The 24,246-nt window shown below is 71.5% G+C and carries 24 protein-coding genes; 14 read left to right on the top strand and 10 right to left on the bottom strand.

Annotated elements, in window-relative coordinates; genetic code table 11:
* Positions 1-115 precede the first annotated feature (115 nt).
* Both JAO84_RS01215 and JAO84_RS01210 read left to right on the top strand, forming a co-directional pair.
* Complete coding sequence (locus JAO84_RS01215) at positions 116-1,519, top strand: FAD-binding oxidoreductase (RefSeq protein WP_370409590.1); 1,404 nt, start codon at positions 116-118, stop codon at positions 1,517-1,519.
* Positions 1,520-1,661: 142 nt separating this feature from the next.
* Positions 1,662-2,246, top strand: a complete 585-nt coding sequence (locus tag JAO84_RS01210) for a DM13 domain-containing protein (protein WP_370409589.1) — start codon at positions 1,662-1,664, stop codon at positions 2,244-2,246.
* A gap of 493 nt (positions 2,247-2,739) precedes the next feature.
* Here JAO84_RS01210 and JAO84_RS01205 read toward each other — a convergent pair whose 3' ends face one another.
* Both JAO84_RS01205 and JAO84_RS01200 read right to left on the bottom strand, forming a co-directional pair.
* The gene (locus JAO84_RS01205; protein ID WP_370409588.1) at positions 2,740-3,450 is read right to left on the bottom strand and encodes a Crp/Fnr family transcriptional regulator; all 711 of its coding nucleotides are present in this window, start codon (positions 3,448-3,450) and stop codon (positions 2,740-2,742) included.
* A 143-nt stretch (positions 3,451-3,593) separates the two neighbouring features.
* A complete protein-coding gene (locus JAO84_RS01200) occupies positions 3,594-4,088 on the bottom strand; it encodes a hypothetical protein (RefSeq protein WP_370409587.1) in 495 nt (164 codons plus the stop codon).
* A gap of 171 nt (positions 4,089-4,259) precedes the next feature.
* Here JAO84_RS01200 and JAO84_RS01195 point away from each other — a divergent pair, with 171 nt between their 5' ends.
* Together JAO84_RS01195 and JAO84_RS01190 are read left to right on the top strand one after the other, a co-directional pair.
* Positions 4,260-4,715, top strand: coding sequence for an SRPBCC family protein (locus JAO84_RS01195; RefSeq protein ID WP_370409586.1), 456 nt, complete (start codon positions 4,260-4,262; stop codon positions 4,713-4,715).
* A 14-nt stretch (positions 4,716-4,729) separates the two neighbouring features.
* Positions 4,730-5,059: a TfoX/Sxy family protein gene (locus JAO84_RS01190; protein ID WP_370409585.1), complete on the top strand. Its 330-nt coding sequence runs from the start codon at positions 4,730-4,732 to the stop codon at positions 5,057-5,059.
* 71 nt (positions 5,060-5,130) lie between these two features.
* On the opposite strand, the gene JAO84_RS01185 is transcribed toward JAO84_RS01190, so the two are convergent.
* Together JAO84_RS01185 and JAO84_RS01180 are read right to left on the bottom strand one after the other, a co-directional pair.
* Positions 5,131-5,928 (bottom strand): class I SAM-dependent methyltransferase, encoded by a 798-nt coding sequence (locus JAO84_RS01185; protein WP_370409584.1) that lies wholly within the window; start codon positions 5,926-5,928, stop codon positions 5,131-5,133.
* Complete coding sequence (locus tag JAO84_RS01180; RefSeq protein ID WP_370409583.1) at positions 5,918-7,480, bottom strand: radical SAM protein; 1,563 nt, start codon at positions 7,478-7,480, stop codon at positions 5,918-5,920. The genes JAO84_RS01185 and JAO84_RS01180 overlap by 11 nt, the downstream gene beginning before the upstream one ends.
* Before the next feature lie 301 nt (positions 7,481-7,781).
* On the opposite strand from JAO84_RS01180, the gene JAO84_RS01175 reads away from it, so the two are divergent.
* Positions 7,782-7,934, top strand: coding sequence for a hypothetical protein (locus JAO84_RS01175; protein WP_370409582.1), 153 nt, complete (start codon positions 7,782-7,784; stop codon positions 7,932-7,934).
* Between the two features lie 105 nt (positions 7,935-8,039).
* Here JAO84_RS01175 and JAO84_RS01170 read toward each other — a convergent pair whose 3' ends face one another.
* The gene (locus JAO84_RS01170) at positions 8,040-9,002 is read right to left on the bottom strand and encodes a sigma-70 family RNA polymerase sigma factor (RefSeq protein WP_370409581.1); all 963 of its coding nucleotides are present in this window, start codon (positions 9,000-9,002) and stop codon (positions 8,040-8,042) included.
* A gap of 130 nt (positions 9,003-9,132) precedes the next feature.
* The gene (locus tag JAO84_RS01165; RefSeq protein ID WP_370409580.1) at positions 9,133-9,702 is read right to left on the bottom strand and encodes an SRPBCC family protein; all 570 of its coding nucleotides are present in this window, start codon (positions 9,700-9,702) and stop codon (positions 9,133-9,135) included.
* A 143-nt stretch (positions 9,703-9,845) separates the two neighbouring features.
* Here JAO84_RS01165 and JAO84_RS01160 point away from each other — a divergent pair, with 143 nt between their 5' ends.
* Positions 9,846-10,520, top strand: coding sequence for a CDP-alcohol phosphatidyltransferase family protein (locus JAO84_RS01160; RefSeq protein WP_370409579.1), 675 nt, complete (start codon positions 9,846-9,848; stop codon positions 10,518-10,520).
* A gap of 684 nt (positions 10,521-11,204) precedes the next feature.
* On the top strand, positions 11,205-11,468 hold the full coding sequence (locus tag JAO84_RS01155; protein WP_370409578.1) for a hypothetical protein: 264 nt from the start codon (positions 11,205-11,207) through the stop codon (positions 11,466-11,468).
* A gap of 182 nt (positions 11,469-11,650) precedes the next feature.
* On the opposite strand, the gene JAO84_RS01150 is transcribed toward JAO84_RS01155, so the two are convergent.
* The 3 genes from JAO84_RS01150 to JAO84_RS01140 form a co-directional block, all read right to left on the bottom strand.
* The gene (locus tag JAO84_RS01150; protein WP_370409577.1) at positions 11,651-13,078 is read right to left on the bottom strand and encodes an FAD-binding oxidoreductase; all 1,428 of its coding nucleotides are present in this window, start codon (positions 13,076-13,078) and stop codon (positions 11,651-11,653) included.
* Positions 13,075-13,989, bottom strand: a complete 915-nt coding sequence (locus JAO84_RS01145) for an alpha/beta fold hydrolase (protein ID WP_370409575.1) — start codon at positions 13,987-13,989, stop codon at positions 13,075-13,077. The genes JAO84_RS01150 and JAO84_RS01145 overlap by 4 nt, the downstream gene beginning before the upstream one ends.
* A gap of 146 nt (positions 13,990-14,135) precedes the next feature.
* Positions 14,136-15,788, bottom strand: coding sequence for a LuxR C-terminal-related transcriptional regulator (locus JAO84_RS01140; protein ID WP_370409574.1), 1,653 nt, complete (start codon positions 15,786-15,788; stop codon positions 14,136-14,138).
* Positions 15,789-16,020: 232 nt separating this feature from the next.
* On the opposite strand from JAO84_RS01140, the gene JAO84_RS01135 reads away from it, so the two are divergent.
* The 5 genes from JAO84_RS01135 to JAO84_RS01115 all read left to right on the top strand — a co-directional run bounded on the left by JAO84_RS01135 (position 16,021) and on the right by JAO84_RS01115 (position 20,652).
* Positions 16,021-16,551, top strand: coding sequence for a hypothetical protein (locus JAO84_RS01135; protein WP_370409573.1), 531 nt, complete (start codon positions 16,021-16,023; stop codon positions 16,549-16,551).
* A 217-nt stretch (positions 16,552-16,768) separates the two neighbouring features.
* A complete protein-coding gene (locus JAO84_RS01130) occupies positions 16,769-17,707 on the top strand; it encodes an ATP-binding cassette domain-containing protein (RefSeq protein WP_370409572.1) in 939 nt (312 codons plus the stop codon).
* Positions 17,704-18,555: an ABC transporter permease gene (locus tag JAO84_RS01125; protein ID WP_370409571.1), complete on the top strand. Its 852-nt coding sequence runs from the start codon at positions 17,704-17,706 to the stop codon at positions 18,553-18,555. The genes JAO84_RS01130 and JAO84_RS01125 overlap by 4 nt, the downstream gene beginning before the upstream one ends.
* An 88-nt stretch (positions 18,556-18,643) precedes the next feature.
* Entirely contained in the window at positions 18,644-19,981 is a 1,338-nt protein-coding gene (locus JAO84_RS01120) for a sensor histidine kinase (protein WP_370409570.1), read from the top strand.
* Positions 19,978-20,652: a response regulator gene (locus tag JAO84_RS01115; RefSeq protein WP_370409569.1), complete on the top strand. Its 675-nt coding sequence runs from the start codon at positions 19,978-19,980 to the stop codon at positions 20,650-20,652. The genes JAO84_RS01120 and JAO84_RS01115 overlap by 4 nt, the downstream gene beginning before the upstream one ends.
* 72 nt (positions 20,653-20,724) lie before the next feature.
* Here the strand turns inward: JAO84_RS01115 and JAO84_RS01110 are convergent, their stop codons facing one another.
* Positions 20,725-21,441, bottom strand: a complete 717-nt coding sequence (locus tag JAO84_RS01110; protein WP_370409568.1) for a flavodoxin family protein — start codon at positions 21,439-21,441, stop codon at positions 20,725-20,727.
* A 393-nt stretch (positions 21,442-21,834) separates the two neighbouring features.
* Between JAO84_RS01110 and JAO84_RS01105 the strand changes: the two genes are divergently transcribed.
* Both JAO84_RS01105 and JAO84_RS01100 read left to right on the top strand, forming a co-directional pair.
* The gene (locus JAO84_RS01105) at positions 21,835-22,803 is read left to right on the top strand and encodes an acetylxylan esterase (RefSeq protein ID WP_370409566.1); all 969 of its coding nucleotides are present in this window, start codon (positions 21,835-21,837) and stop codon (positions 22,801-22,803) included.
* Between the two features lie 403 nt (positions 22,804-23,206).
* On the top strand, positions 23,207-24,208 hold the full coding sequence (locus JAO84_RS01100; RefSeq protein ID WP_370409564.1) for an ABC transporter substrate-binding protein: 1,002 nt from the start codon (positions 23,207-23,209) through the stop codon (positions 24,206-24,208).
* The last annotated feature ends 38 nt before the right edge of the window (positions 24,209-24,246 follow it).

The following is a 24,246-nucleotide window of genomic DNA, read 5'->3' as shown; positions in this document are numbered from 1 at the left end:
AGCGAGAAGGGCACCTGCCGGCGCGGGATTCCTACCCGGATTGCGCGAATTGTCTTCCTATGGGATGGCGGCTAGCGTGGCAGGAGTAAGCCTCGTCTCCTCCGCGGAGGGCGTTATGGCCAGGCTCACCGATCATGCCGTCGGCTCGCTCAGGGAGCGGATCAGGGGAGACGTCCTCGGGCCGGAGCATCCTGAGTACGACACCGCCCGCTCCGTCGCCAACGGCGCCATCGACCACCGCCCCGTCCTGCTGGTCCGCTGCGCCGAACCCGCGGATGTCGCCGCCGCACTCTCCTTCGCCCGTGACGAGCACCTCGAGGTGTCGGTGCGCGGCGGGGGGCACAACCCGGCGGGCGCCGCCGTCTGCCCCGACGGGCTGGTCGTCGACCTGACCGCGATGCACACCGTCACGGTCGACCCCGAGGCCCGCACCGCCCGCTGCGGCGGCGGAGCCACCCTCGCGCAGCTCGACGCCGCCACCCAGGCGCACGGCCTCGCCGTGCCGGCCGGCACCATCAGCCACACCGGCGTCGGCGGCCTGACCCTGGGCGGTGGCATGGGCTGGCTCACCCGGCACCACGGACTGACCATCGACAATCTGCTGGGCGCCGAGGTGGTGCTGGCCAACGGTGCCCTGGTGCACGCGTCGGCGGAGGAGAACCCGGACCTGTTCTGGGCGCTGCGCGGCGGCGGCGGGAACTTCGGGGTGGTCACGGCCTTCGACTTCGGGCTGCACGCGGTGGGACCCGAGGTGCACGTCGGCATCTTCTTCTGGGACATGTCGGTGGGCCGCGAGGCGCTGGAACTGATCCGCGAGGTGGTTCCGGCGCTGCCACCGAGGCACAGCGTGCTGGTCGGCATCGGGCTGAACGCCCCGCCGGAGCCCTTCGTGCCGGTCGAGCACCGCGGCAAGCTCGGCCACGCGCTGATCATCGGCGGCTTCGGCAGCGCGGAGGAGCATGCCGCCGCGGCCGCCCTGCTGGACGTCGGGCCGCCGAGGCTCTTCGAGATGCGGACCCCGCTGCCCTACACCCAGCTGCAGAGCATGCTCGACGACTCCTCGCCGTACGGGATCCTCGACTACGAGAAGGGGATCCTCATCAAGGAGTTGAGCGACGACGTGATCGCCCTGCTGAACGACTACCTGCGGCGCAAGACCTCGCCACACACCTTCTGCCCGACCTTCCGGCTGGACGGCGCCTTCACCGAGGTCGACGAGGACGCCACCGCCTACGGAAGCCCGCGCGAACCCGGCTACATGATGGCCCTCACCGCCCTCACCACCCACCCGGAGGAGCTGGTGGCCGACACCGCCTGGGTCAGGGCGCTGTGGACCGAGCTGCTGCCGCACGCGGTCGGCCCCGGCGGCTACGTCAACTTCATGACCGAGATCGAGGAGGACCGCGTCCGGGCCTCCTACGGGCCGCAGAAGTACCAGCGGCTGGCCCGTATCAAGTCCAAGTACGACCCGGAGAACGTCTTCCACCGGAACGCCAACGTCGCCCCCGTCGCAGCCTGACGCGCTGTGGACGCGGCGCCTCCTACGAGCCCTGGCCCGATGACGTAAGGCTTTCGTCATCGGGCCGGGGCTGTCCCGCGTGCGTTCGATCGCCTTGGATGGCGGACGAAGGCGAACATCGGACACGGAAGAGGGGGGCGTCGTGGGGCGCGTCACGAGGAGACAGCGGTGGGGCGCGGGGGTCGTCGTGGGTCTGGTGGTGGCGGTGGCCGGGCTGCTGTGGTTCAAGCCGTGGGCGCTGTGGGTGGACGAGACGGTGAACGAGGCGCTGCCCTCCGCGAACCCGAGCCCGAACCCGAGCCCGAACGCGACCTCACCGGCGCCGACGAAGGGTGCGCCGCCCTCCGCGTCGGCCTCCCGGGCACCGTCCGGCCCGGTCACGGTCGCACAGGGCAGCTTCATCAGCCACGAGCACGCCACCAAGGGTGTGGTGAAGGTCGTTCGGCTCGCCGACGGCACCCACACGCTCCGCCTCGAGGGCCTGGACACGAGCAACGGCCCCGACCTGCGCGTCTGGCTGAGCGATGCCCCGGTGAAGGAGGGCAAGGCGGGCTGGGACGTCTTCGACGACGGGAAGTACGTCAACCTCGCCAAGCTGAAGGGCAACAAGGGCGACCAGAACTACGCACTGCCCGCCGACGTCGACTGGTCGGCGTACCCGAGCGTCAGCATCTGGTGCGACCGGTTCGACGTCTCCTTCGGCGCCGCGGCGCTCGCCCGCACCTGACACGGGCTGGGCAGGCGCTCGTCGCCGACGGGTACGCAGGGGCAGATCGGCTGCCGTCAGGTCGTGGTGTTCTCCGCGCGGACGGGGAGCCGTCCCCACGGAGCCGAGGCCGCTGAGCGCGGCGATCTCGGGCAGGCCGTGGTCGCTGTCCTGGAGTTGCCGGCGGGCGGCCTCCAGCCGGACGGACTCGACGTACGCGGCCGGAGTGGTGCCGGTCGTCCAGCCGGTCGCCGGGCGCCGCAGGAGGTGCGAGCGGGGCGCAGAACTGACTCTGACCGCCGGCGCGATTGACGTACATGACCATCGTGCGGGCGGTGGCCAGGGCGCGTTCCGGGCCGTGGTCCTCGGTGACCATGGCCAGGGCCATGTCCATTCCCGAGGCGATGCCGGCGCAGCTCCACAGGCGGCCTTCCCGGATGAAGATCGGATCCGGATCGCCGGTGACGAGCGGGCGGTCGGGCCTGCGACGTTGAGCAGCTCGATGCCGGGGAGGCTATCCGGCCTCGTCGCGCAGCTGGTCGGGGGCCAGGACCGTGATGCGGCCGCGGGCCTGTCGGAGCAGACCGCGGTCGGCGAACTCGTGGAGGACCTTGGTGGCGGTCTCGCGCGAGGTGCCGGCCAGTGCCGCGAGCTGCTCGTGGGTCAAGGCGATCTGTGGGTGGCGCGCACCGGGCCGCAGGGGGCCGGCCGGGCGTTGGGCCGCGGTGAGCGTGAGCAGGGAGGTGGCGATGCGCTGAGCGACATTCTTGAACACGGTGTCGGACAGGCGTTGTTCGAGGTCGGCGAGGCGGCGGCCGAGGATCTCGGTGATGCGGGCGGAGATGCGGGCGTCGGCCAGCAGGAAGCGGTGGACGTCGGCGCGGCTCATGACGCAGACGGTGACGTCGTCGAGGGCTTCGGCGTAGTTGTCGTACATACGCTGTCCGAGCAGCACCATCTCGCCGAAGATAGTGCCGGGAGTGATGATCGCGCAGGTCAGAGCGCGGCCCTCGGCGGAGACCCGGAAGACGCGGACCCGGCCCTTCTTGAGGATGAACAGCACCTCGGAGGGTTGAGCGGGGGAGTAGAGCAGTTCGCCCGCGCTGTAGGCCTTCATGGGCGCCGCGGCGGCGATGGCGTCCATCTCCGCCTCGCTCAGGTCCCGGAAGATGTCGATCTCGGAGATGCACCAGGTCTTCCCGGCGTCGTCACCGGTCGGGTTCATGAGGTGGGGCCCCTCGCGTCGTCCCGGTGCCCACGGCGGGGGCGCTGCTCCCCACGGCGGGCCGGCCAGCGTGTCTGCGCTGTCGGCAAGACAGCAGCCGCCCGGGAGGCCGGCCGCGGGCTTCGACGCCGGCGGGCGGGGTGTCATGCCGTGGTCCGTCCGGTGCGCCCGCCCGCCGTATGGGCGATGCCGGCGAAGGTGATTCCGGTCAGGAGACCGAAGACGAGGTGGCCGCCGAAGCTTGAGGCGGTGACGTCGTTCCATTCGAACACGGGCATGCCCATGTTGGCCGGCATGATCCACAGGGCGCCGAGGGTCCACCACACCGCGCCGTAGAACAGGCCGAGGAGGGCCGCGGGCGGGAACCGCTGGGCGAGGTGGCCGAAGACGACGCCGAAGACGATGCCGGCCGTCAGGGAGATCGCGAGGTGGACGAGCCAGCCCACGAAGGCGTTGGTCGAGCCGAGGAGACCGGCGACCATCGTGATCATCGCGGTGTCCATGATCGGTCGGGACACGGACATCCAGATGCCGAACCCGATACCGCCGACGAGTCCGGCCGCCGCACCCCACAGGGCGTGGACCGGAATTGCCGCGATCTTGGGGGATATCTGTGCGGCCGTGGTCATCGTGATCATCCCGTCTCATGGTGGGCTCTGTCGCTCTCACCCACGACGCTACGAGGACACCAACGGCGGGTATGTGAGCGCGCTTACCTACGTGCCGGTAGATCCCGCGCGTCGACTCCGGTTGCCGGTGCCCGGTCGAGGTGGGTCCATGGAGGTGTCGGCGGGAGATCGGGGCAGTTGATGGGCATGGACGTGACCGCGGAGCGGCTGATCCCGCTGCCTCCTGAGCGGGTGGCCGCCTACGCGATGGACTGGCGTCACGACGCGGAGTGGACCCAGGGCATCCGTGTGGCGGAGCTGACGCGAGAGGCCGAAGGTGGCGGCTTCGGGGTCGGTGCCGAGGTGACCCGTACCGCGTACTTCCTGGGCAGGCGGATCGACTATGTGCTGCGCGTCGCCGCCCACGAACCGCCGCGGCTCCTTGACATGGTCTCCGTCGCCGGGCCGATGCCCATGCATGTGACCTACACATTCGACCCGGACCCGGGCGGCGGCACGCTCGCCCGGATCCGCGTACGGGGTGACGCGTCCGGCCTGTACGGTCTTGCCGCGCCGCTCATGGCGCGCAAGGTGCGATCATCACTGGTCAAGGACCTGCGGGACCTGGAGCTGCGGCTGGGCAAGCCGCAGGGCTGAGCGCGAGGACGGACATGGCATTCGACGAGGGACTGGCGGAACGGATCCGGGCCCACCTGGGCGTGGACTCCGCCGTCACGGAGAAGCGGATGTTCGGCGGCCTGGCCTTCCTGCACGCCGGCAACATGACTGTGGGTGTCATCGGCGACGACCTGATGGTCCGCGTCGGCCCCGAGGCCACCGACGCCGCCCTCGCGCGCCCCGGGGCAAGGATCTTCGACTTCACCGGCCGCCCCATGCGTGGCTGGGTCGTTGTCGACGCCTCCGTCCTCACCGAAGACGAGGACCTCGCCGAATGGGTCGACCGAGGCCACGCGTTCGCCGCGGGTCTGCCGCCCAAGTGAGCGACCACGACGCGCAGGCGCGCCGTCTTCATGAGGCACCTCTCACGGACCGAGCCTGACCCGTCGCGCGCTCAGCCGCTGCGAGAGCCTTCCTGGACAGCGACCAGCAAGGCGTATCCGAGAGCGCCGTCCGCCACGGCTGTCCGGGCTGCCCGCAGGACGGCGGGGGCGGCGTCGAGGTCGATGCCCGCCGTGGTGAGCCTGGCGGGTGCGGTCATGCGCAGCAGGTTCAGGCGGGCCTCGATCTGGTCGATCATCCGGAGCATCGCCCGGTCGTGGTGCTCGGTGTGTAGGGTGCGCAGTCCGGCGCCGGCCAGGATCTCCACGTACTGGGAGAGAGGCCGGGCGTCGGCGATGCAGGCGATGCGGGCGCCGAGGCCGGTGAGTTCGGGCGGCAGGCGGTCGGCGTCGGCGGTGACGCCGGTGATGCCGAGCCGGCCACCGGGCCTGAGCACGCGGGCGAACTCGGCTGCGGCGCGGGCCTTGTCGGGGAAGGTGCACAGGGCGCACTCGCACACCACCGCGTCGAAGGAGCCGCCCTCGTACGGGAGGTGCTCGGCGTCCCCGGTGGCGAACCGGGCCCGGCCGGCGAGGCCGGCGGCCTGCGCGGCACCCTGGGCGAGGGCGGTGTTCGCCGGCGCGTAGTCCACGCCGTCGACCTCGCAGCCGTAGACATCGGCGAGGAGCAGGGCGGTGGTGCCCCGTCCGGAGGCGACGTCGAGGACCCTGCTGCTCTCGGGCAGGGCGAGAGCGTCGGCGAGGCGTCGGGTCAGCGCGGTGCCGCCGGGGTGGTAGGCATCGCCGAGCAGCAGGGCGACGACGTCGGAGGAGTACGCGGCGCAGCAGGATTTGACCTGTTCACTGTCCATCGTGGACTTCCTTGGCGGTCTTGGAGCCGTACGGTGTCGGGGCGAGCCGGCCGGCGAGCGGCAGGGCGTTGGGGGCGACCGGGGCTACGGGGACGCCGGACATCTCGGCCCGGACCTGTTCGCGGTAGCCGACGGAGTTGTAGGCGCAGAAGGGGATGAGGCGTCCGTCGGGGGTGATCTCCTCGACGCAGCACTTCATAAGCTGCTTGACGTTGAGGGTGTAGGGGTCCTGGAAGTCCTGTACGACGATCATGAACGCCTTGTCGTTCAGCTGTTTCACGGCTTCGGGCAGGTCGATGCCGCACGTGTCGGCGCAGTCCAGGGCATCGGCCGTCGCCCGTAGCTTCTCCTCGGTGGTCTCCGTCCCCATGAACGCGGAGGCGGACCAGAGCTTCTCCAGAGCCTCTCGGATGCCGGCGTCGGGCATGACGCGGTTGGTGACGTAGTCGAGGTAGTCCTCGACGTTCAGCAGCCGGGGGATGGGCACGACGGTGCGGTCGCCCGGTTCGCCGTCGACCAGCAGGTAGGTGATGGAGCGGCAGGTGGGGAAGCAGCACGGGACGGGGAAGAAGTCGCCCTGCTGGAACCAGCCGGGCCGCTGTTCGTTGATGAGCCGGATGACGTCGGGGTTGGTGAGCCGGTTCAGCGGGTCGAACTCCACGTGCCGGCCGGAGTGGGTGACCGGCTGGAAGGCTACCGAGCGTACGGCCGGGTGATCGATGCCGTACTCGATGATCGCGCCGAGTTCGTGCTCGTTGAGGCCCCGCTCGACGGCGGCGACCAGGGTGACCGTCAGCCCGTGCTCGGCGCAGTTGTCCAGGGCCTGCTGCTTGAACGTACGCAGGTCCCGGCCCCGGATCTCCAGGTGGGTGCGTTCTTCGAAGCCGTCGAACTGGAGGTAGATGTTCACCGACCTGCCGGGGAGCTGATTGCGCTTGCCGAGTTCGGCGACGAAGTCCTTGTCGGTGGCGAGACGGATGCCGTTGGTGTTGAGGGTGACGTTTCTGATCGGCCGGTTCTGGGCGAGGTCGATGAAGTCGAGGATGTGCTTGTGGATCGTCGGCTCGCCGCCCGAGAACATCACCACCTCCGCCTCACCCTCGGAGGCCACGAAGGCATCGAGCATCCGCTCGCACTGCTCGTGGGTGATCGAGTATCCGTCCGGCTGGTGGCCGGAGTCGGCGAAGCAGATCGGACAGTCCAGGTTGCAGGCCGTGTTGACCTCGATGATGCCGAGGCAGGCGTGCTGCTTGTGCTCCGGGCACAGGCCGCAGTCGAGCGGACAGCCGTCCTTCACCTCGGTCTGGAAGGTGAGCGGGATGGTGCCGGGCTTGTTGAAGCGGGCCGAGGACAGGTACTCCTCGGCGTCCCCGTACACCAGCGCCTCGAACTCGCCGTGCTCGCGACAGCGCTTGCGGAGGTAGACCTTGTCCTCGCGGATGTTGACCTGCGCGTCGACAGGCGTCTTGCACAGCGGGCAGATTGACTTGGTGAACTCAACGAACACCTCGTCCCGGTCCACCTTGCGCCGGGGTGCCGGTGCCTGGGTCATGGCAGAACTCCTCTCGGGCGAACGTCTGCACCGCCGGCACGCTCCACACCACCGAAACGGCCGTGTACACCGCACCGAGCGCGATCCGCAGAACCATGCGACGAACGTAGGCCCCGAAGGAGGACGGGAACGGTAAGCGCGCTCACCGAACCCTCCCTCCTTATACGCAATGATCAAGGATGAATGTGGCTTATGCCCTGAATGGGGCGGAACGAGGAGGCGTGCATGGCGCAGGAGCGGGAAGTCGACGCCGTGGTGATCGGGATGGGGGCACGCGGACTTCGCGCCGGTGGACGGGCATATGCGGGTGACGGAGGTCGAGGACATCGACCGCGGCGTCCTCCTCGGAGCCACCTCCGCCGGACCGGCCGGCGGCGAAGTCCTCTACGGACTGGGTGTCGCCGTCCAGAACGAGATCCCCGTCGACCGGCTCCGCCACATGATGTTCGCCTAGCCCACCTTCCACCGCGGGGTCGAGGACGCCCTCGCCGACCTGCGCCAGGACGTCTGAGGGCGGGGCCCCGTGTGCCCTGCGGGTGTGCTCGGCGTGGCCGGGGGACTACACGTGATAGCCGTGGGTCCGGACGGGGACGCCCAGTCGGTCCCCGACGTCCTTCACGACGTCGGGGCAGAAGTAGTACCAGCGCAGGCGTGTGATGCCGCCGACGGCCGTCTCCGCGCGCAGGACGTCCTCGACCGCCTCGGGGCCGCTGCCGTCGGCCGGCGTGGCCCACATCAGGACCAGCGGATCGCCGTCCAGCTCCCGGACTTCGGAACGCCAGACGACGGAGGTCTCCAAGCGCAGGGTGTGGTGCAGTGAGCCGGCGGCGATCTGGTCCCGGCCGACCTCGTGGGCCACGCCGATGACGTCGCTGACCGCGTGCTCGACGAAGAGCTTGGTCAGCCCGTCCAGGTCGTAGGCGGTGAACGCCGCTGCGAGGGCGTCGAGGGTGTCCCGGTCGGGAGCCGTGCGGCGGGCGAGCGCGGTGGTCCGATCCGGGTCGGCCAGGCGCCGCCGGCCACGGTGCAGTGCGGCCTTGACCGCCCCCTCGGTGGTGCTCAGCAGGGCGGCGATCTCCTTCAACGGCAGGTCGAAGACGTCCTTGAGGACGAGGGCGGCGCGCTCCTGGGGCGCGAGGAGGATGGTCATCTCCGTGAGCGCGTCCCGGACCTCGGCGGGGTCGGATGCGGCCGGGGCGGCGCGCTCGGCCGGTTCCACGAGAAGTGGGGCCGGGCGGCGGACCTGGTCGAGGTAGGCGTTCGTCGCGATCCGCACCAGCCACGCCATCGGCCGCTCGATCGGCTGATGAGTCTGCGCGGCCCGGGTGAACGCCCGGACGAGTGCCTCCTGAACCAGGTCCTCGGCGTCCCACACGCTGCCCGTCAGACGACGGCAGTACCGGAACAACTCACCCCGCAGCGGTTCAAGAGCGGCCAGGAATTCACGGTGCGCGGCCTGGGCGGCGTTCAGCGTGGGCTGCGGAAGACCGCCGGGCAGGGGCGACGGACAGGGCTGGGGCATCGCTTCAGGGCTCCTTGCGCGGTGGGTGGTCGTACACCCTCGTACGACGTGACGGCATGGCGGCCGGATACGTAGCCGGGTGAGTGACCCCGATCACTCACCCGGCGCCCCTCCCGTGGCCTTGCCCGGATCAGGCAGCCCTCGCCCGTCGCTCGGCTTCCTGGCCGATCGTGGCCAGCGACGCGGCGACCGTGGCTTCCCACCGTGGCGCGACCAGTCCGCCCCACCACTGGCCGGCCCGCCACAGGTCCGTGGCGAGCTCGCCCTCGTACACCAGCCGCGTACCGGACTCGCGCTCCGTGAGCACGAACGACTCGGTGACGGAGGGCACCGGCCCGCGCACGAGACGGAAGTCGACCCGCGCCGGGCGGGTGAACCGCACCGTCTCCACCGTCGTCGCCGTCAGCCGCCCACCGGCGACCGGTGTGCGATGAGCGGCGAGCACCATGTCGGAGCCACGCTCAAGGACCCGGACCTTCTCGCGCATCGCCCGTGTGGTCCTGTCCAGGTACGGCTGGGCGACGACGTCGAACACCACCTCGCGAGGCGCTGCGACGTCGAGGGTCTGCGGTCCCAGCCTCCGGGTGCGCCGGCCGACCCCCAGGTCCAGGGGCACGGCCCCGGTCACCAGCCCCACATACCCGGCCGCGGCGCCCGCACCCGCCACCGCGGCCGCCGCCAGAGCACCCGTCCACGCCATCGCTCACACCTCTCCACGCGTATGTCGCCTCTCCCTGCCGACGCTACGGCCGGCTGCCCGGGCGATCAGTGAGCGTGCTCACCGTTTCCCCGCGTGGTCGACCCCTAACCTGAGCGGCATCACGATGCGGAGGACGGAGGAACGTGCAGCAGTCCGTAGCCGAGATGACCGACAGCCGCGCCGCCACGATCGCGCTGCTGAGCGAACTGCGCGAGCGGCGCCCCGCCCCGGTAGCCCTCGTACGCTTCCTCGATCACGCCGCCCGCCGGTCGATGCACCAGGCCGCCCGCCGCCCGCGGGCTCTGGCCGAGCTCACCGTCCTGCACGGCGTCCTGTGCGCGGCGGCCGCCGGCAGACGGCCCGGACGGCGCTGGGTGATCACCAGCTGGGCACTGTCCATCCTGCACCTGGGGCTCCTGGAACACCGCACCCGCCTGGCCACCGCAGATGTCCTGACGCTGCTGCGCGCCAACCTCCCCGCCCTGCCCGGCGGAGCCGGCCGGGCCTCCGGGGCGTTGGCGATCGGCCTCGACCTCGCCGACGGACGCCTCGCCCGCCGTCAGGGCACGGTCTCCCCGTTCGGGGACTACGCCGACACCTTCGCCGACGCCGCCTACTGGACGTGGCTCACCCTGCGCCACGAGCCCAGCCGCGGGGTACGGCTGGCGGCGGTCGCGGCCTGGGCGCTTCCCGTCGTCACGGTCACCGGTCTCGCGCTGCGGCGCGGCACGATGCCCGAGCGTCCGCGCCCCGTACTGCTTCGGCCGGCCGCCTCTCTGCAAGCCGTCGTCGCCTTCCGGCATCTCACCCGTCGCTGACCCCCTCGCGCGCGGGCTCCTCCGGCTCCGGCGAGCCCTCCACCCGTACGCCCCGCCAGAACGCCACGTGGTCTTGATCTTCCGGGCCGGTGGGCCGGGGCTGGGGTAGTACCAGGCGGCGTTCGGGTTCGTCAGCCCAGGGCGCCGGGGGTGCTCGCCCGCGGTGCGGAAGGCGGAAGTGGAGCCGTCGGCCGGGAAGCCCATGAAGCGGCACAGCGCCCGTGCGGCTCGGGGGTGTCGGTGGGCGTAGTCGGTCATGAGCCGGCCGCCCTCCGCCGGTGTGAGGAACTGTGCGGTGACCGCGTGGTAGCAGGAGCAGCCGCCCTCTGAAGAGGGGTCCCCAGCCTCCGCGGAAGAGGTGGATCGGGAGCCGGGCGAGGCGGCGTCGCCAGCCCGTCGGAGGGGGTGGGCGGCGGATCGCGGGCTGCATGGGGTCCTCCTGGCGCTCTTCGTCCGGGACCCGGAGGAACGTGCCCGCCGCGCACGGCACAGAATCGACTCCTGGCGGCGGGTCGGCGACCTTCTCCGCACGGCGGACCGGCAGCTGCAGACCTCGACAGCGCCGAAGTAGCCCGGACCGCACCCAAGGCCCTGGATCATCCAGGGCCTTGGGGTCCGCCCCTCCGCGCGCGTGCGCGACGCCGGACGCCGATCACCGCCGTACCGGTGTCTACGATGTGCCGGGTGAAGCACTCCCGTCCCGCGCGAATACTGCTGGCCTGTTGCGTCGTCGCCCTCGCCTCGTTCACGTGGTACGGCACCCGGACCGTTCGTTCTCCCGACTGCAAGGTCGCCGTCTCCGCATTGACCGACGCCGACGGTCGGCCGCTTCCCGTGAACGGGGAGGAAGTGACCTGGGACGAATTGAGGGAGCGCACCTATCGGGACATGGTGGCTTCGGGGCGCTGCGAGCCGCCGGCCGCCCGCTGGCGCCACTGGCTCGGTTGAAAGCCTCGGCCCGTACGACCTCCTGGCGTGCGGCATGATCGCCGGTTTGAGCGCCGAAGCGCGTTACCGGACCTCGCGCAACCTGCTCCCTCGGCGGCCGCGGAGGGTCGCGGTCCATGTACGCCGCCGCGCAGGCGGCGTACATGTCGAGCCCGTTGTCGACGGCGCTCATCGCTGATCCTTCATCTGCCCGGCCGGATGTTGCGGTTGACGCGGAAGACATTGTCCGGGTCGTATGCCGCCTTGATCCGGCGAAGACGCTCGTAGGTGCCCCGGTACGCGTCGGCGGTTCTGGCGTCGTCGTCCTCGGCCAGCTGGAAGTTGACGTAGTTCCCGCCGGTCGAGAACGGACGGATGCTCTCCCATCCCTTGCGGACGGCGGCCACGGTCCCCTCGCCGTCGGTCCCCGGGGGCCAGACTCCGGAGAAGCCGCTGATGAACCGGGCTTCCCGGTTGCCGACCGCTCCACCGTCGTCGGCGGCCTCGTTCAGCGCACCGGCGAGGTGGAAGACGACGGAGAAGGACAGGGGAGAACAGACCTCCAGCGCCGCGTCCCGGAACACGGGAAGGTACTCGCCCGGCAGGCCGGGGAGGAACTCGGCCTTCCAGTACTGGTTCAGGCCCTTCGGCTCCATCGCGTCGAGCATCGACTGCTGGGCCGCGTACGGCTTCTCGCCGATCAGATTGAAGATCGGCTCTCCCAGGCCACGCAGCGGCGCGAGGTCGGCTTCGGCGTTCGCGCCGCTGTGGCACACGAGCAGCCCGACGACGGGCTTGAGGTGCCACGCCTCCGGGACGAACGGCGCGGGCGGTGCGAGCCGGACGATCGCCACCGCCGTCAGCTCGCGGGGAGCGGACTCGGTGAGTTCCCGGTACGCCGCGAGGACCTCGTCCGCCCGGTCGATGCTCCAGGCCGCCAGGCCTCCGGTGATGACGGGGCCGACCTCGTGCAACCGGAAGGTGAAGCGGGTGACGACGCCGAAGTTGCCACCGCCGCCGCGGACCGCCCAGAACAGGTCCGGGTTCTCCACCCGGCTCGCGGTCCTGGTCGCGCCGTCCGCCGTGACGATCTCGACCTCCTCCAGGTTGTCGGCCGCCCAGCCGAACCGGCGGGTCAGGTAGCCGAATCCGCCGCCGAGGGTCAGGCCGGCGACCCCCGTCTCGGACACGAACCCGAGCACCGTCGCCAGACCGTACCGCTGGGTGGCCCCGTCGACGTCCTTCAGCAGGCATCCGGGACCGGCGCGCGCGAGGCGGGCCGCCGGGTCCACGATGACCTCCTTCATCCGGGACATGTCGAGGGTCAGCCCGCCGTCGGCGAGTGCCGTGCCGGCGATGTTGTGGCCTCCGCCCTTGACGCTCAGCAACAGGCCGTGGTCGGCGGCGAACCGGACGGCCGTGGCCACGTCCCGGGCCGAGAGCGGCTGGACGACGAGCGAGGGCCTGGCCGTGACCATGGCGTTCCAGAGCAGGACGGCCTCGTCCCAGCCCTCGTCCCCGGCCATGAGCACCGGCCCGTCGAGCCGGGTGCCGAGCTGCTCGATCCGAGCCGAGGTCAGGCCGACGCGCCCGCCGTCGAGTCCGGTGATCTCGAACGTGCTCGTGCTCATGTCGACTGCTCCTCTCCCGATGTCCCCAGCGCCGCGCGCAGCGCGTCGAGGAAGGCCTCCGGCTGCTCGGCGGCGGGATCGTCCCGGCAGTCCTCGATGACATGCAGCGGCCAGCCGTACCGGGCGCTCGCCGCCTCCGCCGCCCGCAGCCGTACCTGGAGGTCGTACCGGCCGTGGATCAGGTCGGTGGGAACCCTGATTCCGGTGAGATCGCCGGACGGGATCGGCGGCACGCCGACACGCGGGATGATGCCGCGCATCGCCGCCTGCACGCTCGGTGTGCGGGCCCGGTCCAGGGCGTAGTCGAGGAGCGGCTCCCATTGCTCTCCGGCCTGCTCGCCCACCCGGTCCATGTCGAGGAAGCACCGGTGGAACAGACGGTCCCGGCTCTTCGGGGTCGGGCGGGCGACGAAGCCCATCATGGGCACCGCGAAGCTCGGCGCCGGCCGGAACCAGCCCAGACCCATCGTGTCGACCAGCACCAGGTGGGCGAGGCGGTCGCCGTGGCGCACCGCGTACCGGGCGGCGATCGCGCCTCCCAGCAGGTGGCCGACCAGCACGGGCGGCCTTCCTTGGCAGGTCTGGTCGATCAGCTCGTCGAGCCAGGTCAGGACCGTTTCGGCGTCGAGCCGGCCCTCGCGCACCTCCGAGGCGCCGTGGCCGGGCAGGTCGGGAACGATCACCCGGTGCGTCCTGACCAGGTCGGGGATCACGTTGATCCAGACGGCGGCGAACTCGCCCTGGCCGTGCAGCAGCACGACGGGCCGGCCGTCCCCGCCCTCCAGGACGGCGGTGGACACCGTCCCCAGCTCGATCCGCCGCTCCGTCATCGGCATCGCGGCGAGAAGCCGGTCGCGCGCCTGCCGACCGGCAGACGTCTCCGCGCGTGTCGCCTTGGTCCGCGTGCTCATCACGGCCTCCTTCCTCCGTGCCCGCCAGGCCCGCGGGGCCTGCGAGGCTTCCAAGGAGAGAGTCCGTCTCCGGCGGCGGTGTCCGCATCGGGCACATCAACCAACTCGGCCGACACGCGCCGCGTGGGTATTCCTGTGTAGTGGCCTCACCCCTGGACGAGGTCGTGCTCGTAGGCGTACGCGGTGGCGGCGGCCCGCGAGGAGACACCCAGCTTGCTGAACATGTTGCTCACGTGCCGGGCGACCGTCTTGTCGCTGATGACGAGACTGTCCGCGATCTCGCGGTTCGACGCGCCGGTCGCGACCAGGCGGAGCACCTCGACCTCGCGCGGGGTCAGGCCTCGGGGATACGCGTACGAGGCCGGGCCCGCCCGGTCCATGAGCTGCCGCGCCTCCTCCAGCGCCGGTGCCGCGCCGAGCCGCTCGAAGACCCGGTGGGCGGCCTCCAGCTCCATCGCGGCCGTGTCGTGGTCGCCGAGCCGACGGCACGCCCGAGCGAGCTGCACTCGTGCGCGTGCCGTCTCGTACGGAGCGCCGACCTCGTGCCAGGCGACCCACGCACGGCGCAGGGCGGCGCACGCGGCCTCCGGCTCCCCCGCGGCGAGGAGCACCGAGCCGTGCGCGTACGCCACCACCGCCCGCAGGTACGGCGAGTCGAAACCGGCGGCGATCTTGCCGAGCTCGTCCACCGCGAGCTGAGCCTCCTCGACGGCCCCGGCGGCGAGCTCGATCTCCACGTAGCCGGCCAGCAGCCTGGGCCGCTCCTCCGTCACGCCGGTCTCCCCGAACGTCCGGCGGATCGCGGCGGCGGCGTCGTCCAGGCGGCCCTGTGCCAGCCGGAGCAGCGCCAGGCCGGGCTGCGCCGAGTGCCCCCAGGCGACGGCCTCGCGGTAGCAGCCCTCGGCCCGGGAGAACTCTCCGCGCAGCCGGAACAGCTCGGCACGCTGGTACAAGGCCATGCCCGTCACCGGGTCACCGGGCGGATCGGACAGGTGCTCGCACGCCTGCCGCACCTCCTCCATGGCGTCGGCCCACTCGCCGTGCAACTGCATGACCTCCGAACGGTGCACCAGACACTGGCCCCGGTACGGCCTGAGGCCCTGCTGCGCGGCGCACCAGCGGCTCAGGGCCGCCGTCCACTCCCGTACCCGACCCAGGTCGAAGATCCCGCGGCAGGCGAGGATCACGGCGCAGTAGACGATTCCGGCGACGATGGGCGACACCTCGCCCGTGGCCACCGCCACCATCGTCTCGTCCAGCACCGCCACGCCCTGTGCCGTCCGGCCCTGGGCGATCAGGGCCTGACCCTGGCCCAGCCTCCCGAACGCCCGCAGATCGGCGTCGTCGAACCGGTCGGCGATCCCGGCGATCTCCACGAACGCGCGATGTGCCCCCTCGGCATCGCCACCGGCCAGCGCCCGCAACGCCACGGGAACGCGCAGGTACCCCTGCTCCGCGCAGTCCGGCGCCGCGCCCTCGAGGAGGTGCCCCGCCCGAGCCAGCCACCCGCCACCGCGGGCGTGCTCGCCGCGCAGGACGAGCGTGAGTCCGATCCAGAACGCGCACCGCACGGCCGCCGCCGTGTCGCCTCGGTCCAGGAACGCGTGATGGGCCCGCTCCCAGGCCCCGTCCGCCGCGTCGACGGCGCCGATCAGATACGCCGCCCGCGCCATCCGGTCGAGATCGGCCGCCTCCAGCGGGTCCCGCCGGTCGGCGGCCGACAGGTGCTCGTACGCGTCCCGCCACGCCAGCCGCTCGTACGCCTCGCGGCCCTGCGTACGTGGATCAACGGTGGCCATGAGTGCTCCCGTGGGCGGCGAGTCCCCCTGGGCAGCGTATGCGGTGATCTTGCGTCATGCGCGCCGGCCGTCGGCCACGAGTCGATCACCACGACCGGTCCGAGCGGCTGGATGCCTGACATCCGGGACTCTTGCTCCCCGCAAAATACGGGCACTGTACGAACCGCCGTACGGGCGACCCCTGCCCGCGTGTGCAGCGCCGACTCGCTCCGGCGTTCGCCATTCTGACGGGATGACAGACGACACGGGCGACCGACTGCAGACCTCCGCGCGCGGGTGGCTGACCCTTCAGCTCGCCGTGCTGGGCTTCGCCGGGCTGTGCGGGGCGATCAAGAGCGGCGGTACGGGCGGATCGGGCGCCCCGCGCGCCGTGGAGGCGGTGGCCGGGGTGCTGGTGCTGCTCGCTCTCGGTGTCGCGTGCGCGGCCACGTACCTCGTGGCGCGGATCGCCTGGCCGGTGCATACGCCGCCGACCGCGGACGGGGTGCGGACCGGGCGGCGGCTCCACCTCGGCATCGGTCTCACCTTCCTCGCCGTGCTCCTGGTCGCCGTCGCGGCCAGCACGGCGTGGTGGCCCGAGGAAAGGCCCTCGAAGGCGGGGGCACTGGTCGAGGTCTCCACCGCCTCGGGCACCTGGTGCGGCACCTTGCGGGCGAGTGCCGGGGGCGCCCTGGGCCTGGAGGTCGCGGACACTCGGCAGCCCCTGGACATTCCACTGGGAGAGGTGGCGGCGCTCCGGCCGGTCGGCACCTGCGGCGCGTAGGCGCGGGCGGCGCCCGCCGACCACTGGCGCGCGTTCCGGCCGGGGGCACGTGTCGCCACCCGTGTGGTCTTCGACGCGGAGCGGGAGAGGGGTACTGCGGTACCACCGCCCGCTCAGGATGGCACCCGGGTACCACGGGCGGCGCGTCGCGTCCTCCTAGCGTGAGCGGTGACGCGGGCCGGCGAGGGTCGGGCCGGCGGACGCGAGGGAGGACTCGATGATCGAAGCGCATCAGCTGACGAAACGGTACGGGGAGAAGACGGCGGTCGACCGGCTCGACTTCACCGTGAAGCCCGGCACCGTGACCGGCTTCCTGGGCCCCAACGGCGCGGGCAAGTCCACGACCATGCGCATGATCATCGGCCTGGACGCGCCCATCGGCGGCACAGTACGGGTCAACGGCCGCCGCTACGCGGAGCACACCGCGCCGTTGCGGGAGATCGGCGCGCTCCTTGAGGCGAAGTCGGTCCACCCGGGCCGTACCGCCGTCGGTCATCTGATGGCGCTGGCGCACACCCACGGCATCCCGCGCCGCCGGGTGGACAAGGTCATCGAGCTGACCGGTCTCCAAGCCGTGGCCGGGAAGCGCGCGGGCGCCTTCTCCCTCGGCATGGGCCAGCGTCTGGGGATCGCCGCGGCGCTCCTCGGCGACCCGGCGACGGTGATGCTCGACGAGCCCGTCAACGGCCTCGACCCCGAGGGCGTGCTGTGGATCCGCAATCTCCTCACCTCTCTCGCCGCCGAGGGCCGTACCGTCTTCGTCTCCTCGCACCTGATGAGCGAGATGGCGCTGGTCGCGGACCACCTGATCGTCATCGGGCGGGGCCGGCTCCTTGCCGACACCACCGTCGCGGACCTGGTCCGGCGGGCCGGCGGCGACCGGGTGAAGGTGGTCAGCGCGGATCCGGCGCGGCTGCGGGAGGTACTGGCCGGGCCCGGAGTCGAGATCACCGGACGTGCCGGATCCGAGGAACTGCAAGTGACCGGCGTGCCGGCGCGGGCGATCGGGACGAAGGCCGCCGAGGCCGGCATCGCCCTGTTCGAACTCACTCCCCGCGAGGTCTCCCTGGAGGACGCGTTCATGGACCTGACCCGTGACGCCGTCGACTACCACGGCTCCACCACCCACGACGACACCCCCGGGAGGGCGGCATGAGCGTCATCAGCGAGACCCGGACCCCCGGGCGACCGGACGCGATGCGTCCCACCTGCAAGGTGACCGGGCCGCGGGTGCTGCGCGCCGAGTGGGCCAAGCTCTGGTCGCTGCGCTCCACCTGGATCACCTTCGGCGTGGCGCTGCTCTTCCTGCTGGGCTTCGGCCTGATCGCCGCGGCCCGCTACGAGCCCGCCACGGCCGGCACCATGGGGCCGCCCGGCGGCCACATGGACCTCAGCAGGGCGAACGCGGTCGACCTCGCACTGTTCGGAGTCGGCTTCGCCCAGCTGGCCCTGGGAATTCTGGGCGTCCTGGTCACCGCGGGGGAGTACGGCACCGGCACGATCCGCTCGACGCTCGCGGCCGTCCCGCGCCGTCTGCCGGTGCTGTGGTCCAAGGCCGCGGTCCACGGCGTGGTCGCCCTGCTCGTCGGCACGGCCGGTGTGTTCGCGGCCTTCAAGACCGGCGGCCACATGATCGTCGGCACCCCCGCAGAGCTCGCGCTGTCCGACGCCGGCGTGCTGCGCAGCCTGCTCGCCGCCGGGCTCTACCTGGGCATGGTCGGCGTCATCGGTGTGGCGCTCGGCGCGCTGCTGCGCTCGACGGCCGGCGCCGTCGCCGTACTCGTCGCGGCCCTGCTGCTGGTTCCCGGGCTCGTCTCGCTGCTGCCCAGCTCCTGGGAGAGCGACGTCAGCCGGTACCTGCCGAGCAACGCGGGCGAGTCGATGTTCGCCCTGAAGCAGGCCGCGGACACGCTCACCCCCGGAGCCGGCCTCGCCGTCCTCACCGGCTGGACCCTCCTCGCCCTGGCCGGCGCGGCCTGGCGGCTGAAGCGCGGCGACGCCTGACGAACCCCTTGCGCGAGCGGGTGACGCGACCGAGCACACCGGGGACGTCACCCGCCCGACCGTCGTCGACACTGGACAGGTGACACCCGTGACACCCCTGACGCCCGAGGACCCGCTGTGGGGCCACCCGCCGATCGCCCGGCTCCTCCACGCCGGGCGCCGCCTGCGGCGCGCCGACCGGCAGCGCCCATGGCTCCTCGACACCGCGCTGGTGCTCGCCGCCCTGCTGACCTTCGGCCTGCCCGACCTGCTCGTCGGCGGGAGCCACGGGTCGGTGATCCGGACGGCCGCCATCCCCCCGTACGGGATCGTCGCCCTGCAGCTGGGGCTGATGCTGCCGCTGCTGTGGCGCCGCAGAGCCCCCTCCGCGGCCTTCGCCGCCGTCTTCGGCGTCTACCTGGTGGAGACGGCCCTGGACATCTCGCTGCACAGCAACGTCGCCCTGCTCATCGCCCTCTACAGCCTGGCCAGGCACGGCAGGCTGAAGCACCTGGGCTTCGCCTGCGCGGCCGTGCTCGCCGCCATCGTGCTGGCGGCCGTACGCGTGACCATCCCGCTGTCCCCGCTCGTCGCGCTGTTCTTCCTGTGCAGCGCCGCGACCGCCGCCGTCGCCTCCGGCCTGGGCATCCGGCTCTGCTGGGCCTACCTTCTGGGCCTCAAGGACCGCGCGGCCCGCCTGGAGGTCGAACGCGACCAGCGCAGCAGGCTCGCCACCGCCGCGGAGCGCGCCCGCATCGCCCGGGAGATGCACGACATCGTCGGCCACAACCTCTCCGTCATCATCACCCTCGCCGACGGCGGCGCCCACGCGGCCGCCACCGCCCCCGAGTGGAGCAGGCAGGCCCTGCAGCTGATCGCCGGCACCAGCCGCCAGGCCCTCGGCGAGCTGCGCCGCACTCTCGCCGTACTGCGCGAGGACACCGAGTACGCCGACGGCGCCGCCGACGAGGAGGGGGCGGCCGACCTCAGCCCCCAGCCCGGTATCGCCGACCTCGACGCGCTCTGCGAACGCGTCCGCGCGGCCGGCCCCCAGGTCACGTATCGCAGCGCCGGCCGGCCGGACGCCCTCGACGCGGGGGTGCAGCTGACCGTCTACCGGATCGCGCAGGAAGCGCTCACCAACACCCTCAAACACGCCGGCACCGACACCCGGGCCCGGCTCACGATCACGGCCGACGACGCCGAGCTCCACATCCGCCTGGACGACACCGGACCCGCGGGTGGCCTCCAGCGGCCCACGCCCCGGCCGCCGGACGGTCCCAGTGGGGAAGGACACGGCATCGCGGGCATGCGGGAACGGGCCGCCCTGTACGGCGGAACCGTCACAGCCGGCCCCCGCCCGGGTGGCGGCTGGGGCGTTCACGCCGTCCTCCACACCGCCGTAGCCCCCGCCTCCCGCCTGTCGCGAACCGCAGAGGCGTCATGACGACCGTCCTCATCGTCGACGACCAGCCGCTGCAGAGGTTCGGCTTCCGTATGCTCCTGGCCAGCAACCCCGACACCGAAGTCGTCGGCGAGGCCGCCCACGGCGCCGAAGCGGTCCGCCAGGCCGCCGAACTCCGCCCCGACGTGGTGCTCATGGATGTACGCATGCCCGGCATGGACGGCATCGAGGCCACCCGCCGCATCGTCGCCGGCGGCGGCCGCTCCCGCGTCCTGGTCCTCACCACCTTCGACCTGGACGAGTACGCCCACGCCGCCCTGCGTGCGGGCGCCAGCGGATTCCTGCTCAAGGACGCCCTCCCCGAGGAGCTCCTCGCCGGTATCCGCGCGGTCGCCGCCGGGGACGCCGTCATCGCCCCCAGCCTCACCCGCCGCCTCCTCGACACCTACGCCCGACAGCTGCCGGCACGCCCGCACGGCCGGCCGGCCGACGACGACCCCCGGCTCCGTGCCCTCACCGACCGCGAGCGCGAGATCCTCATCGCCATCGGCAAGGGCTGGACCAACACCGAGATCGCCGAACGTCTCGTGCTGTCCGAGTCCACGGTGAAGAAGCACGTCGGACGGGTCCTCGCCAAGGTCGGCGCCAGGGACCGGATCCAGGCCGTGATCCTCGCCTACGACCTCGGCCTGACCCGGCCCAACAGCGCCTGATCGCCCGCTGCGAGCGGGGCACGTCGTGCTCGGCGAGTACGACCAGCGTGGCTACCGTTCAGAACCGGCCGTTCAGCGGTGCTCGGGGTTCTCGAAGTCGAAGCGGCAGCCGGCGTCCCATTCGGAGCGCTGGTTGCCGTGGGCGGGGATGCCGCCGGCGTCCTTGAGCATGCGGGCCAGGTGGAGCTGGTTCCAGGTCATGAAGGTGGTGTTGCGGTTGGTGAAGTCGTTTTCCGGGCCACCCGAGCCCTCGTCCAGGTATGAGGGGCCCGGCCCGGCCGGGCCGACCCAGCCGGCGTCCGCCTGCGGCGGGATCACGTACCCCAGGTGCTGGAGGCTGTAGAGGACGTTCATCGCGCAGTGCTTGGCACCGTCCTCGTTGCCGGTGATCAGGCAACCCCCGACCCGCCCGTAATATGCGTACTGGCCACGATCGTTGAGGATCGACGAGCAGGCGTACAGGCGCTCGATCACCTTCTTCATGACCGAGGAGTTGTCACCCAGCCACACAGGTCCGGCCAAGGTGAGGATGTCCGCGGCCATGACCTTCGAGTAGATGGCGGGCCACTCGTCGGTCTCCCACCCGTGCTCGGTCATGTCCGGCCACACACCGGTCGCGAGGTCGAGATCCACCGCCCGCAGCACCTCGACCTCGACCCCCTGTCGCTCCATGATGCCGGTGCTGATGTCGATCAGGCCCTGAGTGTGGCTGCGCTCCGGCGACCGCTTGAGCGTGCAGTTGATCACCAGCGCGCGGAGATCACGGTAGGACGAGCCGGCGTCGGTCATCGATGCATCCCTTTACGAACGAGTGGGCGGTCGGACGGCCGACCACGCCCGGCTGCCGACGTCGGTAGAGCCCCGGGTTGGTCCGGCCGGAAATCCCGTCCACTGTCTCGCCTCGTCGAGCGGAATGACCGAACGCCGCGCCAACGGCGTCGAAGTCGGCCCCCGATCACCCGCGTGGCCCGCATGGATGACATGTATCCCCGACTCCGATCGGCGGACAGCGACCCCCCCCCGCAGACCGAGCGCGAGCGCGAGCGGGACGGAGCGGACACCGAGTCCGAGTGGACGGGGTACGCCGTGCGTGAACGGGGGCGATCCGGGAGACTCTGGTGGGCTGTGCACGTTCCCACGTACGGTGTGATCGGTCGTACCACCTACTGAAGGCGGTTCAGCATGGCCCTTTTCGACCTCCCCCTCGACGAACTCCGCGAGTATCACAGCGACTCGGCAGCCCCCGGGGACTTCGATGCCTTCTGGGCCAAGACGCTTCAGGAGGCACGCGAGTTCGACCTGGACGCCCGCTTCGAGCCGGTCGACGCGGGACTGTCGACAGTCCGGGTGTACGACGTGACGTTCGCCGGGTTCGGCGGTCACCCGGTGAAGGGCTGGCTGCGGCTGCCGGCCGATACCGAGGAACCGGTGCCGCTGGTCGTGGAGTTCATGGGTTACGGCGGTGGGCGCGGTCTTCCCCACGAGGACCTGATGTGGGCGTCCAGCGGCCGGGCACACTTCGTGATGGACACCCGGGGGCAGGGCAGCGGCTGGGGCGGCGGTGGCGGCACCGCAGACCCGGTGGGCAGCGCTCCGGCGTACCCCGGCTTCATGACCCGGGGCATCGACGCCCCGGAGAACTACTACTACCGGCGTGTGTTCACCGATGCCGTACGTGCGGTGGAGGCGGCCCGCTCGCACTCGCTGACGGACGCCTCGCGGACCGTGGCGCTCGGCGGGAGTCAGGGCGGCGGCATCACCATCGCGGTGGGCGGTCTGGTGCCGGACCTGGTGGCGGTGGCGCCGGACGTGCCGTTCCTCTGCGACTTCCCCCGCGCCACGATGCTGACGGACCGACACCCGTACCGCGAGGTCGGCCTCTACCTCAGGACGCACCGCGGCCGTACCGAGGACGCCCTGCGCACGCTGTCGTACTTCGACGGCGTCCACTTCGCCGCCCGCGGTCGTGCGCCCGCGCTGTTCTCGGCGGCGCTGGAGGACCAGACCTGCCCGCCGTCGACCGTCTTCGCGGCGTTCAACGCCTGGGGCGGCGCCGACAAGGCCATCGAGGTCTACGACTTCAACGACCACGAGGGCGGCGGCCCGTACCACGAGGCCGGCAAGCTGCGCTGGTTGCGGTCGTACGCCTGACGCTAGTGTTAACGCTCACAATTTCCGAGTGTCGACGCTCCGTGTCGCGTTGCCCCTAACGAGACCGTGGGTAGTGGGCCCCTCTGGTCCGGCCCAGGTCGCAGGGCCCTGGAGCGTCAAGATGCGTCGGTAACTGCCTGCTCCTCCGGACTTCTTGGGTCTCCTCACGCCCCATCGCCGGCTCACTCCTGCGCATCAAGAACGGGTAACGGCCGTACGAGCCCTTGAGTAACTGCTCTGTTAGCGCTCACAATGTGTCGCGTTCGCCAGCTCACCGACCGTCGGGGCCGACGCTTCGTCCTGCCTCGCCCGGCTCAACCACCCCTGCGCAGCCACCCTGCACGGTGCCCATCGCCTTCAGGGCTCCGCCTGGTACGACGCACGTCCCGAGAGGAACCACGACATGGCCCACAGAGCCCTCCGCGTCATCGCCGCCGCCGCCCTGGCCGGCAGTGTGTTGACCGCCTGCACCACCGAGCCCGCGACCACCGGCAGCCCCGGCGGCACCGGCAAGGGCTCCTCCGACGGCAAGCTGGTGCTCGGGTTCGCTCAGGTAGGAGCCGAGAGTGGGTGGCGCACCGCCAACACCAAGTCCGTACGCGAGGCGGCCGAGAAGGCCGGCATCACGCTGAAGTTCTCCGACGCCCAGCAGAAGCAGGAGAACCAGATCAAGGCGATCCGCACCTTCATCCAGCAGAAGGTGGACGTCATCGCCTTCTCGCCGGTGGTGGAGTCCGGCTGGGACACCGTCCTGAAGGAGGCCAAGAACGCCGGAATCCCCGTGATCCTCACCGACCGCGCCGTCGACTCGCAGGACACCTCCCTCTACCGGACCTTCCTCGGCTCCGACTTCGTCAAGGAGGGGCAGGAGGCCGGCAAGTGGCTCGTGAAGGAGTACGAGGGGACCTCGGCGCCGGTCAATGTCGTCGAGCTCCAGGGCACCACCGGATCCGCCCCCGCCAACGATCGCAAGGCCGGCTTCGCCGACGTCATCAAGGGCGAGCCCAAATTCAAGGTCGTCGCCTCCCAGACCGGGGACTTCACGCGCGCCAAGGGCAAGGAGGTCATGCAGGCCTTCCTCAAGTCCCACGAGGACATCGACGTCCTGTACGCCCACAACGACGACATGGCCCTGGGCGCCATCCAGGCCATCGAGGAGGCGGGCAAGAAGCCGGGCGTCGACATCAAGGTGATCTCCGTCGACGGCATCAAGGACGCCTTCGTCGCCATGCAGGAGAAGAAGATCAACGTGGTGGTCGAGTGCAACCCGCTCCTCGGCGACCAGCTCATGGAACTCGCCAAGAAGGTCGCGGCGGGGGAGAACGTTCCGCAACGGGTCGAGGTCAAGGAGGGTGTCTTCACCCAGGACCAGGCCGCGGCCGCCCTGCCCGGCCGCCAGTACTGACCACCGCCCGCACCGGATCGGGGGCGGCTCTCGCGCCG

The organism is Streptomyces fradiae (assembly GCF_041270065.1).
GTDB lineage: Bacteria > Actinomycetota > Actinomycetes > Streptomycetales > Streptomycetaceae > Streptomyces.
Note: the sequence above shows the minus strand (reverse complement) of the source record. Positions and strands in the feature narration are given on the sequence as shown.